The following is a 12,753-nucleotide window of genomic DNA, read 5'->3' as shown; positions in this document are numbered from 1 at the left end:
TTGGCGTAATTGCAGCTGAGCTTCGCTTTCGCATAGATAAACAATATGTACAGGTTTTTTCGAGCTCGCGAGTTGAAGTAATAGTCATATTCTTTGACAACAAATAACCGATCCGCGTCGCTTTCGGTACAGAAAAAAAGAACGTCCAATAAGTTTTGACTTATTAGACGTCCATAATTTAGTAATTAAGCTTTTGCAACTTCTTTTTTCATTGTCTTGTTTTTAGCAAGATTTACATGCCAAGAAAGTGCTTCCTCTAAAATATGAGGTGTTTGTTGGTTACCAGTTGCTTCAACAGCACGGTTGTAGTAATCCCATAATTGCTCTTTGTAATCTGGGTGTGCACAGTTTTCAATAATTAAAGGTACACGCTCTTTTGGTGCAAGACCACGTAAGTCAGCAATACCTTGCTCAGTTACGATTACATCTACATCATGCTCAGTATGGTCAACGTGAGAAACCATTGGCACGATAGAAGAGATTGCTCCACCTTTTGCATACGATTTTGTGACAAAAATACCAAGACGTGCGTTACGTGCGAAGTCACCTGAACCACCGATACCGTTCATCATGCGAGTTCCAGATACATGCGTAGAGTTTACGTTACCATAGATATCTAACTCAAGAGCAGTATTGATTGAGATTAGTCCCAAACGACGGATAAGCTCTGGGTGGTTAGAAATTTCTTGTGAACGTAAGCAAATTTTATCGGCATATTTGTCTAAATTGCCGTATACTTTTTTCTGTAATTCTTCAGTCAGTGTAATTGAAGTAGCAGCAGCAAATTTAACTTTACCGGCATCGATTAGGTTGAATACAGCATCTTGAAGTACTTCTGATGCAACAATTAAATCTTCAAATTCTGAATCTGCAAAGCCATCAAGTACAGCATTTGCTACAGACCCTACACCAGATTGCAATGGCATTAATTGTTTTGTTAAACGGCCAGCTTTAATTTCGTCACTGAAGAAGTCTAATAAAATGTTTGCCATTCTTTGTGTTTCTTCATCTGGTGGTACGATTAGTGAAGGAGCATCTGGTTCTTCAGAAATAACAATTGCTTTAATTTTAGCTGGATCCACTTTGATACCGATTTCACCAATGCGTTGCATAGCATTTGTCATTGGAATTGCTTCTCGGTTACCTTGTTCACCTGGTACATAAATATCGTGGATACCGATTAATGCTTCTGGATGTGAAATGTTTAACTCGATAATAATGTTCTCAGCATATTCTGCAAAGATTGGTGAGTTACCTACAGAATTTGTTGGAATGATTAATCCTTCTTCAGTAATTGCAACAGCTTCAAGAATTAGATAGTTAATTGGACCGATAATTCCTTGGCGTACTAGCTCAGCATTATGTGAAAGATGAGCATCTACATATAAGACATCACCAGAATTAATTAAATTACGGATACCAGCGTCACCTTGGAATGGTCCACGTTTACGAATTGCACCAGCTTCTGCTAAGTACTTGTCTACTTCTGGTCCTAATGATGCACCTGTATATACATCAATTTTGAATTCTTCATTTTTAGCGCGCTCAACTAATGCCATTGGAACAACTTTTGCATCCCCAGCACGAGTAAAACCACTCATCCCAACTACATCACCGTTAGAAATAAGTGCTGCTGCTGCTTCAGCAGTGACAATTTTACTCTCAAGTTCTTTTAAACCTAGGCGTTTTTGAACATTTGCATCCATAAAAAAATCCTCCCCTAAATAATTTTGATGGAAACCGATTACAAAACTAGAAAAAACATTTGAGAATTTTCTGTTTATTCAGTTGTAGTATGACTCCAACCATTTGAATAATACTATCACCAAATTGTCACAAAAACTTTAAGAATAGCATTAAATTGAGTAAAAAAAGGAAAACCGAGCATTAAGTTGATTTTTCGACAGAGAAAACGTTTTATTGTAGAGCTGTATAAATTTAGTTGATTTCTACATTAAAAACTATGTGAAAATTGTTAATGTGGGAAGAGAAGTAGTCAATTTTAGCGTAAAAAAAGTACAACGAACAATTTTAAAAAATTGCTCGTTGTACTTAAAAATTAGAAGCCTAAAGAACGACGGAAGTAGCTTGCATAGCGTTGGCTAACAGGGATACGTGTACCGTCTTTCATAATTAATAAAAACGTTGAGTGTGAATCTGGTTGAATTTCATCGATGTAGTCAATGTTAACGATATAAGAGCGGTGACAACGAATAAATGAGTCAGGTGCTAAAAATAGCTCTAGATCACTTAGGTTTAAACGGTGATAACCTTCACGAGTCATTGTTTTAACAAATGTTTTACGGAGTTGAGTTTCTAAATAAATCACTTGATCATGTTTGATTGGGTACCAGCAATCATCGATTTTGATTGTAATATAGTTTGTTAAGAATGCTGATGGTTTTTGCGGGAAGATAGCAGTAATAGCTCCTTTAGTTTCGCCTTCCTCCATTAAAGGAATACTCATTCCATAGTAAGCGACACCGAAGACATCAGGTTCAATGTAAGAGCTAATTTTTTGACCATAGCTTAATGCTTTGTGAGCAGCTGAACCTTCTTTAATAGGGTCGCCAGGTTTAATTTTTAAATCAACTTTTTTGCTCGGCTGGTAATATAAATATTCATTGGTATCAGAAATTGCGATGGAAGTATTTTCAGGGAAGAATTCCTTAATAATCTCCATAATTTCTTCTATTTGTTTTGGATCCACTATAAACACCTCATCTAAACTTTTAAAAATAGTATTATCATCTATTTTACTACATATTCATATAAATTATATAGAGAAGATTTAGGAATAAAATAGAAAAATGTCGATTGACTCATTAGAATGATGCAAAATGTTTTGTATAATTTGTAAATTAATTTAAATAAAGACTAATTTTTTTTGATAGGTATATGGTAAAATTTAATTGTTAGGTATATGTATACGAGGTTTCTACTATGCGTATGTGATAAATTAGAACTAGAGTATCAATTAAAATGTGGTTGAAAGGAAATCGCAGAATATGGTAAAATTCACTGTATAGTCTATTTTTTTGAGATCTGGTGTTTTAGTTGGGTTATTTTAGAGTTATTTTTTATAAAAAATGTGAAATAGGACTCAGTTCTTATGTTGAATAAGCAAATACTATTTTCTTATTTTTAATTCGTTGCGATTGATGTCAAATATTGTCATGCAATTCGTGCACTCTGAGGAAAGATGGGGAAGATTATGCAACTACATCAACATTCTATGTCAGAAACGATATCCAAAAGATACTTCCAAGAAATCGATAATATTAACCAATATATCGGTGTCGAAGAATTTTTTAATATTGAGTCGAAATTAATTTTTGAAATTTACCATTTAGAATCTGCAAAAGCAAAAAAATCTTTGCATGATTTAATTGATATTCTTTCAATACGTTTTGGCAAGCAGGTCATTAAAATTGTCCGAAGTTATTTTTCCGTTTTGTCATCAATCGTCGCCCGCAAATTGCTGGACAATCAAGTACCTTCGAAAAAAGCATTTGCTTTTAATATCGCTTGTAACGATATGATAGAAAATCAGATGAAAGACGCAGAATTTTTACAATTTGCCGATGATTTAATTGATTTCTTTGTTTACTTTATTGCAGATCGCAAACAACCGACTTTCCGACATCAAACTGTCAACAAAGTGATTATGTATATAAATGATGAACTAGAAAACGATTTAACTGTAGAAAGTATCGCCAATAACTTTCATATAAGTACTAGTCACTTATCACGTATTTTTAGAGAACATGTAGGCATTACATTAGTCGAATATTTAAATGTTCGACGTGTAGAAGAATCACAATACTACTTACGGCATACAAACAAAAGTATTACTTCTATCTCAGATCAATTCCATTTCTGTAATCAAAGTTATTTTACTCGTATTTTCAAAAAATACACTGGAGTTACGCCAAAGCATTTTAGAGATGAGCTTCATCATGAATTTTATCGTTTTGAAATGGCAGAAACTGAATTACAAAATGTCTAAATCTTTGAGCAAATAAAAGGTGCGAACAAATTAGCATTGCTAAAGTTCGCATCTTTTTTGCGAATATCATAATAAAGAAATAGCGTCGAGAATTAGTAGCACTTGCTATTTGATAAAGATAGACAGTATAAGGTATACTTCACAGTAGTTGATAAATAATAGTAGGTGGAAAAATGAAAAATTTGAAACTATTTTCAATGCTTGGATTGGCCGTTTTTGTTCTTAGTGGCTGTCAAGCTGTGGAAAACAAAGAAGGTTTTTTCTATAGTATCTTTGTAAAACCTATGGAATTTTTACTGGAATTTTTCGGGAATGATATCTTTTCAGGGAGCTATGGTTTAGCGATCATTGCGATAACTGTTTTAATTCGTTTAGTCTTAATGCCGATTATGTTGAAAAACTATCGTCAGCAACAATTGATGAAAACGAAAATGGATGCGTTTAAACCTGAAATGGAAGCCGTTCAGAAAAAAATGAAGGAAGCTAAGACTAAAGAAGAGCAAACGCAATATCAACAAGAGATGATGGCTCTTTATCAAAAGCATGGCATTAATCCACTCAATATGGGTTGCTTACCGATGTTAATTCAAATGCCAATTATTATGGGACTTTATTTCTCGATTTTGTATTCTGCAGATGTGAAATCACATGAGTTTTTATGGTTTAGCTTGGGCTCACCTGATATCATTATGACCATTGTTGCAGGGATTGTTTATCTAGTCCAGGCTCGTGTATCATTATGGACTGTACCTGAGCAACAAAAAGCTCAGATGAAAATGTTTATTTATATTTCACCAATTATGATTGTCTTTATCTCAATGTCTTCAATGGCTGCTCTACCTCTATATTGGTCAGTCAGCGGTGCATTGTTGATTATCCAAACATATATTGGACGTAAATATTATTCGGAGCATCCCGAAAAAGCAAAATCATAAATTCATTGATGTCGAGGCGCCTCTGTTGCCTCGATTTTTTTAGGAGGACAGCAAGATGAACAGAAAGTGGCTATCATCTATTCTTGTCGCAATTTTTAGTATTGCGGCGCTCGTATTTATTATTATGGGGAAATTTAATTTTGCCGTACTTGCTATGACAATTATGTTTGCCTTATCAAACGGGTTTAGAGCAAAGAGTTTTGAAGCACAAGGCTATGTTAAAGAAGCGAAGTGGATGAAGTATATGGCAACCTTTTTCGCAATAGCCTCTATCGTAGTCTTTGTTATCATTCTAACAGACTAATTTAAAGATTTACGTGGGAAATTCACACCTGAAAATGTGAACAGTGCTAAAATGAGGTTATATCAAACTAGTAATATCATGAAATAGGTATTTTCAGGGTGGAACTCTTTAAGAACATCATCCTTTTCATACCTGATATTTTAAAAGGGGCATAAATAGTGAAAAACAATCGTCTTCCGCTCATCGTTGGTGCTTTCATTTCTATCGCGTTAATCGTATCTATTTTTGTAGTTTACAACTATAAAAATAATCAAGTAAATAGTGCGTCTGATGAGCAACAAAAAACAACAGAAACAAACGAAACAAATGTAAAAGATTCTTCTGCAACAGAGATACCAGACAATACACCTGAAACACCTGCAAAGCCAGAGCAGCAACCTGATGAAAATGGCTATCTACCAAATCAAACTTTACCTACTGAACCAACTTATATAAATGGAATTTTGCTAGCAAATAAAATTTATCCGCTTCCTTCTACCTTTGCACCTGAAGAAAATCCAGAAGCAAGACAAGCATTAAATCAAATGCTAGCAGCAGCCAAGCAACAAGGATTTGATTTAGTTGCATTTAGTGGCTATCGTTCTTTTGAATATCAAACAACACTTTATGATAACTATGTTAAGCGTGATGGACAAGCAGCAGCAGATCGATACAGTGCTCGTCCAGGCTATTCGGAACATCAAACAGGCTTAGCGTTTGATATTGGAGAGCGTGGAAAAGAAGATTTATGGCTGACAGAAGAATTTGGGGAAACACCAGCAGGGCAGTGGCTATTTGCTCACGCTCAAGAACATGGTTTTATTCTACGATTCCCGCAAAATAAAGAAGATATTACAGGTTATATGTATGAGTCTTGGCATTATCGTTATGTAGGTAGAGACGCTGCTAAAGAGATGACAAAACAGAACATTACATTAGAAGAATATTTAGGCGTGAAATAAAAAAGGAAGAGAAGCGGTTCTAGTTGAACAGGCTCTCTTCCTTTTTATTTTATAAAATAGGTGTTAATAAACGTGAAATAGATTCTTTGAATTTTATAAGTGCCGAGCGATTTTTGTACATTTCCCATGTTAACTCAGTACAATCAAAAATATCCTTTTCAAACAGTTCTGCAAGTTGGTGCGATATGTTGGCATCATAAATAAAGGCATTGACCTCAAAATTTAGGCTAAAGCTTCGTACATCGATATTAGCTGTTCCAACAGTCGATGCCTCATCATCAATAATAATGGCTTTCGCATGAATAAAGCCTTTTTCATAAATATAGACTTTCGCTCCTGCACGTAATAACTGCCCTACATAAGAATAAGTAGCCCAATAAACGAACATGTGGTCAGGTTTGTTAGGGATCATAATGCGCACATCAATACCTGACAAGGTTGCAATTTTAATGGCATCTAAGAAGCTTACATCTGGAATAAAATACGGTGTTTGAATGTAAATGTATTTTTGAGCCATATTAATAAGTTTTAAGTAACCGATCTTAATTTGTTCCCAGTCTGAGTCTGGTCCACTTGATACAATTTGTAAACCAACATCACCTTTTTGGGGAATAGCAGGGAAGTAGCGATCGGAGTAACCCATTTTTTGCTGTGCACTTGCTTGGTTCCAATCTAATAAAAAGCGTGTTTGCAATGGGTGCACGGCACTACCTTCAATGCGTAAGTGGGTGTCTCTCCAGTAACCAAACTTTTTTTGCAATCCTAAATATTCATCTCCAACATTAAAGCCACCAATATAGCCAATACGACCATCAATGACAACAATTTTACGGTGATTTCTAAAATTTAGACGGGGATTAAGAAGTGGCAAAATGGATGGGAAGAAAACTTCTATTTCACCACCAGCATGCAGTAATTCTTTAAAATGACGCTTTTTCACATTGCGTGAGCCCATCTCATCGTAGAGCAGGCGGACCTTGACACCTTGCTTTGCTTTTTTAGTCAGTGCTTGAACGATACGTGTACCTAAATCATCAAGACGGAAGATATAATACTGAATGTGGATATGATCTTTAGCTGCATCAATATCTTTCAGGAGTTGTTCGAATTTATCGGCACCGTCATCAAAAATATCAAGATGGTTGTCCTGCGTTAATACGGCATTATTTGTCCTGAGGTGCATGTAGATCATTTCTTGATAATTTTCAGCGTTTGCAATGCGAAATTCAAATGTTTCATTACGAATGGCTTCCCTTTGGTAGCTAATGAGATTATCAATCCCGATATCCTTGCGCCCTTCCCAACGGAATAAATGCTTTCTTCGTAATTGTCTGCCAAGTAATAAGTACAAAATAAATCCAGCTAATGGCAGGAAAAATAGTACGAGAATCCATGCCCATGTAGAGGTAGCATCTTTACGTTCTAAAAAAATGATGGTCATGGCTGCTAAAATATTAAACAACATAGTTAAAGGGACTAAATATTCTATATCTGTAAAAATGCTCATTCCTACACCTGCCTTTACTATAGTTAATAACATACTTAGTATAGCTTACTTCAAAAGAGGAAAGAAGATACGAAATGGCTAGTTAGCATGTAAAAGGACTATCCCTAGTACTTGTTAGAGATAATCCAAATGGTTTAGTTAGTAATTCTCCCATTGAAATAAAACGTCAGAAAAGTCCTTTTGAAGAAGTTTTTCTCGATTTATAAAAAACTTCCCAACACCACAATTTGCCCACATAATCCCTAACGCATCGTTGGAATCAATTTGTAATAACAACACATTGTAGCGTTGAAGTAGCTTGGATTCTTGTCGTATATCTGCATTTAAGTAATAAGCATAGCCGCCTATTTTAGCTCCCGCTCCTAGAAAATGCTGTAAATAGATTTCTTGTACATCATCATCCTGTGAGGACAGGAGGGAGGGTAGAAAACTTCGCGCCTGATAATCTAGTACAGAAATAGGCTCTTGTGCCAATTGGAATTGTAATGCTAATTCCTGACGAATAGGGAACCAGTCCAGTGTAGCAGATTTAGAAAAGAGCTCTTGTTGCGAACTGGCTACACTTTCATTAACAGTGGGATAAAATCTTACTTTGTAAAATTGCTGGAAAATGTCCTCGTGATAATTGGCGGTCATGTCAAAAATATTTGCTGAAATAAAAAACTGTAGTAGTCCCGTTGATGGGAAATCTTGTAATGATGGAATTTCAGCGAAATTAATTTGAGCTAATAATTTCATCGGCTCCCCTGTAATATCTTTTGGATAGGTTTGAAAATAGGGGAGATAGGGTTCCCCAGCAAATTTACTTTCAATTAACGTAGTTAAGCATCGATATGGTTGAATTATAATCGTTGAAAGTAGCGTTGCTTCGATTTCTAAGCGAAAAGTCTCTAGCTCTTTAGGAAGTAAAAAATTTGTTGCTTTGTTCATGCAAAGCCCTCCGATTTTCCTCTTTAGCCCTCTGAAAGCTATAAAGTACGTCATGTTTCGATTCAACAAGAAATTATTCAAAACGCAATGATTTGCTTGATGCCTTATAAATATAAATCAGACTTATAGAAAGAATAGCTATAGCTGCTGAAGTATAATAACCGAGACTTGTTTGTACTGTAAATAACCAAGTGAAAAATAAAGGTCCAAGAATACGTCCTAGGTTATCCATAGAATAAGAAAGTCCAGCGGCAGTTCCGTATTGACCTCCAGATTCCTTAGAGGAAAGTGATACAACACATGTTCTAGCAATTGCATTACCGGCTGTAAAGACACAAAGGGCAAGCCCCGCGATAAATAGGTTAGCTGTCAGCGTAAATAATAGCATACCTATAGCAGTGACAATTTGTGCGCCAATTAACCAAGTTGTTTCGCTGCCGTTTTTTATCCGTCGAACGACACCACCTTGAATTGCTGCATCAACAAAGCCACTAAACATGAATAAATAACCAATTTGTAATGGTGTAATTTGAATTTTTTCGATTTGAAATAGTTGGAATGTCGCTTCAACACCTGCCAGCATAAAGGTTACTAAAAATGAAAATATAAATAAGTAACGCACACGGTATTGTAGCATCTTTCCAGCGCCTTTTGGCACAATAGCACGTTTGTTTGAATCTTTTCGTTTTTCAGGTTCTTTTAAGACGAAACTTGCATAAATAAATAATAGTGCAATCAATACTGCAGATGCGATAAATGGTAATTGCAGGCTATAATGACCTAATACCCCACCAATTGCTGGACCAAAAATAAAACCAAGACCAATGGACATACCCATAAAGCCCATATATTTATTACGATCCTCTTCGCTGGACATATCTGCGATAAATCCTGTAACTGCTGTATATAACGCGCCAGAAAATAAACCACCTATAATACGTGAGACATACAAAATAGCTAGGTTATCGATAAATAATGAAAAAACAACAAAGCTAAGACTAAAACCAACTAGACCTGTTAGGATAAGTTGTTTACGTCCTACCTTATCTGACAGCATGCCCCAAAATGGTGCTGTGAAAAAACTTGCGAGAGAATATACTGTCAGTAAACCACCAACGTGGAGATCATTCCAATTTTGCTGCACAATCACCTCTGGTAAGACAGGAATAATAATGCCAAAACCTAGGTAAACGAGAAATTGAACAGACATCAATAGTAAAATTGCCTTTTTCATACAGTTCCCTGCTTTCATACAATATTTCAATATGTATATTCTAACCTTCTTGCTCTTGCTATTACAAGAAAACGGGAGGAGAAACATGGTTAGAGAGTTATTAAATAGAGATGAATAAAATGATGCTATTTAGGTTAGTTTAATTATGTTTGGTGGTAAAGAGTGTTGATGAAAAAATTTTACAATGTAACAAAAATGAAAAATTTTAAAGGCAAGTTAGATGGTATGATAAATTTGTCAGACATCATACTCGTAGAAAAATGAAACTTTTTTGTAAATAAAACGTTATATAAAATCGAGGAAAGATTGAGGTGGAATGTATGACAAAAGAAGTAGATTTGAAAAAGATTGTTTCGAATTTATCTAAGTTGGGTGTAACAGCCACTGTAACAAAGTCTCGACTAGAACTTTTAAAAGTGCTCACACCACCAACGCAGACTCCGCAAGTTCAAGCTTAACTCGTTTACAATAGAAAAAGGGAAGCCTCGCACATCGAGACTTCCCTTTTTCTATAGTTTTACTCATCTTCATCATGTGTTGTAAACATGTACGTACGATAGTGGAATCGCATACTAAAGACAAGACCGATGGCTAAGGCATTTCCCATTAATGAACTTCCTCCATAACTAATGAACGGAAGCGGAATACCAGTGATAGGTAAAAGTTGAATGGTCATTCCTATATTTTCGAAAACGTGGAATGTGATCATGGCGATAATACCAGCACAAACATATGTCGAGAATGGATCTTTTAATAAAAGCGTTGTTTTTGTTAAGTGATAAATTAATAAGAAGAAAATACAAATAACAATACTAGCGCCAATAAAGCCCCATTCTTCACCGATTACTGTAAAAATGAAATCGGTATGGTTTTCTGCTACATATACCTCTCTATTTCGAAAACCCTTACCAAAAATTTCACCTGAACCAATCGCATTTAACGATGTTATTAAATGATAACCATCGCTAGATGAATAGGAATAAGGATCTAGCCAAGAATAAATTCGAGCAAACTGATAAGTTTTAAAACCGAAAGTTTTCTCTAAAAAATCTTGCATATAAAGAGCCATCCACAGTAGTGAGCCGCCTGCCACTACGCCACCAAAAAATGTTGGTAGAATGATTTTCCAAGAGATGCCTGCTACAATAATAAGAGCTGCAGTAATCGCGAAGAATACAAGTGCTGAACCAAGGTCAGGCTGCTTCAAAATGATGGCCAATGGTACGATAAGTGTTATACCAATTTTTCCTAATAGTAAGAAATCCGTTTTTAATGATCTTAATGAATAGACCTCATGGTGCTTACTAATTAATCGTGCCAGTGCTAAAATGTAAAAAGTTTTCATAAACTCAGAAGGTTGAATATTGCCAAGCGGTGTATGATACCAGCTTTTAGCACCATTAACGGGTGCACCGATTTGACCTTCTCCTTCAGGCATAAAAATAAGCAGTACCAATAAGGCAATTCCTGCTCCATACATATACCATGACATTTTTTTATATTGATCTGGCTCAAAAAACATCACTATGCCAATAATCACTGCTCCAATAACATACCATTGCATTTGTTTTGGCACGTAGTTGACGCCATATTGACCTGATGTTTGTGCAGATGCAATAGCTAACAAACTAATGACTAGAAAAGTGAAAAGAATAAAAGCAAGGGTCCAGTCAAAACGATTTGCGAAATTTCGTTTATTTTCCATAAAAGCCACCTAAATTAAAATAGTATCTCAATATGAGTAAATGTGTAATGCGATTCTTCCTATTTCGTTTATAATTGTTCAAAGAAGAGAATAAATAATAGTCCAGTAGTGATGTAGGAAATAGTCCGTATCTACTGATAAGCTTGCAATTTGCTTTGAACATTGTCAATGGAATTTTAAGCAAATACTTATACTCATTGAGTAATCTAAAGTTTATATGCAAATGCATGTTTAACGTTCCTATTATAACGCAAAAAACACTTTTATGCCTGCGTATATAGTTGTGACGACAATTAACATAAAATGTTTCAAAAAAATCAGGTTTAGTCTTATAATGTATTGAAGAATGGGGTGATGGTTGTGGCTAAAAAATTGAAGTCAGCTGATGATTTTATGTATCATATTTATGTTCATATGAATGATGTTGATAAATTTGTCATTTTTAGCGGGTTAAAATTCTCGCAATTTGTGGCAGCACTTGAACCACTGCATCACTTACTGTTATTAAAACATTCCTATGAAGACGGTTCTTTTAATATGCATACACAATTTGAATATGTATTGGAAGATGAAGTTCCTCGTTTTGTGAAAAAGTCAACAGAATCAAAGGAATTGTGTTGGGTTGATTTTATGGACGAAAAGAGGCTAGATCATTTAACACCGATGGAACAAGGAGAATTGCTTTACATAAGTCATAAGAAAGAACCGATTACGTCTGCTTTTTTTAACAAATTACAAAATAGATTCGTCTATTATTCGTCAGATTTAGAGAAAATGACTAAAATTTATTTTCGTCATTTAAGTGATTCGGATTTATTGGTTGCAAATGTTTTTAATAGTTTAATTCGTGAAAAGGAACGGAGCACTGGTTTTTGGCGTAGAAAAGTAAAATCGAGTATTCCTGCTATATCACCCGATTTTTTACGTTCTTATCGATCCTTTGCTAAAGATGGTGCGTTATTATCATTATACCGTATTGAGAAGCCAAAAGTTGCTTATGGGATTGAAGTTCGCAACCTGTCAGAATATTCTTTTCCGGATGAAGTATGGGATGACTTAAATACCATTTTAAAAACAGAGCACGATGAATTGATTTATATTATTTAACGAAATGTTTACTCAAATCTCACCGTCAAAAATACGGTGAGATTTTTATGTCATTTGTCAAGACGTTTCATGATAAACTAA

12 protein-coding genes are annotated in these 12,753 nt (G+C 35.0%); 6 read left to right on the top strand and 6 right to left on the bottom strand.

All coding sequences use genetic code 11. From position 1 onward, the window contains the following. Positions 1-185: 185 nt before the first annotated feature. A complete protein-coding gene (locus tag GJU32_RS17530) occupies positions 186-1,706 on the bottom strand; it encodes a succinate CoA transferase (protein WP_155593217.1) in 1,521 nt (506 codons plus the stop codon). Between the two features lie 353 nt (positions 1,707-2,059). Further along, on the bottom strand, positions 2,060-2,710 hold the full coding sequence (locus tag GJU32_RS17525; protein ID WP_004232004.1) for a LytTR family DNA-binding domain-containing protein: 651 nt from the start codon (positions 2,708-2,710) through the stop codon (positions 2,060-2,062). A 504-nt stretch (positions 2,711-3,214) separates the two neighbouring features. Between GJU32_RS17525 and GJU32_RS17520 the strand changes: the two genes are divergently transcribed. The 4 genes from GJU32_RS17520 (at position 3,215) to GJU32_RS17505 (ending at position 6,189) form a co-directional block, all read left to right on the top strand. After that, positions 3,215-4,009: a helix-turn-helix transcriptional regulator gene (locus tag GJU32_RS17520; protein ID WP_155593216.1), complete on the top strand. Its 795-nt coding sequence runs from the start codon at positions 3,215-3,217 to the stop codon at positions 4,007-4,009. A gap of 173 nt (positions 4,010-4,182) precedes the next feature. After that, positions 4,183-4,944, top strand: coding sequence for a membrane protein insertase YidC (gene yidC, locus GJU32_RS17515; protein ID WP_155593215.1), 762 nt, complete (start codon positions 4,183-4,185; stop codon positions 4,942-4,944). 55 nt (positions 4,945-4,999) lie between these two features. Then, positions 5,000-5,248 carry a hypothetical protein gene (locus GJU32_RS17510; RefSeq protein WP_155593214.1) on the top strand — a complete coding sequence of 83 codons (249 nt, stop codon included), beginning with the start codon at positions 5,000-5,002 and terminating at the stop codon, positions 5,246-5,248. 158 nt (positions 5,249-5,406) lie between these two features. Continuing rightward, positions 5,407-6,189, top strand: coding sequence for a M15 family metallopeptidase (locus tag GJU32_RS17505; RefSeq protein WP_155593213.1), 783 nt, complete (start codon positions 5,407-5,409; stop codon positions 6,187-6,189). A 49-nt stretch (positions 6,190-6,238) separates the two neighbouring features. Here GJU32_RS17505 and cls read toward each other — a convergent pair whose 3' ends face one another. From cls to GJU32_RS17490, 3 genes are all read right to left on the bottom strand, one after another. Next, complete coding sequence (cls, locus tag GJU32_RS17500) at positions 6,239-7,696, bottom strand: cardiolipin synthase (protein WP_155593212.1); 1,458 nt, start codon at positions 7,694-7,696, stop codon at positions 6,239-6,241. Positions 7,697-7,834: 138 nt separating this feature from the next. Then, a complete protein-coding gene (locus tag GJU32_RS17495; RefSeq protein ID WP_196426734.1) occupies positions 7,835-8,626 on the bottom strand; it encodes a YwqG family protein in 792 nt (263 codons plus the stop codon). Between the two features lie 73 nt (positions 8,627-8,699). Next, the gene (locus GJU32_RS17490) at positions 8,700-9,860 is read right to left on the bottom strand and encodes an MFS transporter (protein ID WP_155593210.1); all 1,161 of its coding nucleotides are present in this window, start codon (positions 9,858-9,860) and stop codon (positions 8,700-8,702) included. 320 nt (positions 9,861-10,180) lie between these two features. Here GJU32_RS17490 and GJU32_RS23215 point away from each other — a divergent pair, with 320 nt between their 5' ends. Continuing rightward, a complete protein-coding gene (locus GJU32_RS23215; RefSeq protein ID WP_004232019.1) occupies positions 10,181-10,318 on the top strand; it encodes an Lmo0850 family protein in 138 nt (45 codons plus the stop codon). Positions 10,319-10,377: 59 nt separating this feature from the next. Here GJU32_RS23215 and GJU32_RS17485 read toward each other — a convergent pair whose 3' ends face one another. Continuing rightward, a complete protein-coding gene (locus GJU32_RS17485) occupies positions 10,378-11,565 on the bottom strand; it encodes an FtsW/RodA/SpoVE family cell cycle protein (RefSeq protein WP_155593209.1) in 1,188 nt (395 codons plus the stop codon). Between the two features lie 354 nt (positions 11,566-11,919). Here GJU32_RS17485 and GJU32_RS17480 point away from each other — a divergent pair, with 354 nt between their 5' ends. Further along, positions 11,920-12,672, top strand: a complete 753-nt coding sequence (locus GJU32_RS17480) for a hypothetical protein (protein ID WP_155593208.1) — start codon at positions 11,920-11,922, stop codon at positions 12,670-12,672. Positions 12,673-12,753 lie beyond the last annotated feature (81 nt).

Origin of the sequence: Lysinibacillus cavernae (genome assembly GCF_009724685.1) — a bacterium.
GTDB lineage: Bacteria > Bacillota > Bacilli > Bacillales_A > Planococcaceae > Lysinibacillus > Lysinibacillus cavernae.
The sequence above is the reverse complement of the archived record's forward strand: the minus strand, read 5'-3'. Positions and strand labels throughout refer to the sequence as shown.

Bases quoted from the DNA above. Each gene is read 5' to 3' on its own strand.
- GJU32_RS17485 (WP_155593209.1), bottom strand. From the start codon at position 11,565: ATGGAAAATAAACGAAATTTCGCAAATCGTTTTGACTGGACCCTTGCT.
- GJU32_RS17520 (WP_155593216.1), top strand. From the start codon at position 3,215: ATGCAACTACATCAACATTCTATGTCAGAAACGATATCCAAAAGATAC.
- GJU32_RS17530 (WP_155593217.1), bottom strand. From the start codon at position 1,706: ATGGATGCAAATGTTCAAAAACGCCTAGGTTTAAAAGAACTTGAGAGT.
- GJU32_RS23215 (WP_004232019.1), top strand. From the start codon at position 10,181: ATGACAAAAGAAGTAGATTTGAAAAAGATTGTTTCGAATTTATCTAAG.
- GJU32_RS17495 (WP_196426734.1), bottom strand. From the start codon at position 8,626: ATGAACAAAGCAACAAATTTTTTACTTCCTAAAGAGCTAGAGACTTTT.
- GJU32_RS17510 (WP_155593214.1), top strand. From the start codon at position 5,000: ATGAACAGAAAGTGGCTATCATCTATTCTTGTCGCAATTTTTAGTATT.
- GJU32_RS17490 (WP_155593210.1), bottom strand. From the start codon at position 9,860: ATGAAAAAGGCAATTTTACTATTGATGTCTGTTCAATTTCTCGTTTAC.
- GJU32_RS17480 (WP_155593208.1), top strand. From the start codon at position 11,920: ATGGTTGTGGCTAAAAAATTGAAGTCAGCTGATGATTTTATGTATCAT.
- cls (WP_155593212.1), bottom strand. From the start codon at position 7,696: ATGAGCATTTTTACAGATATAGAATATTTAGTCCCTTTAACTATGTTG.
- yidC (WP_155593215.1), top strand. From the start codon at position 4,183: ATGAAAAATTTGAAACTATTTTCAATGCTTGGATTGGCCGTTTTTGTT.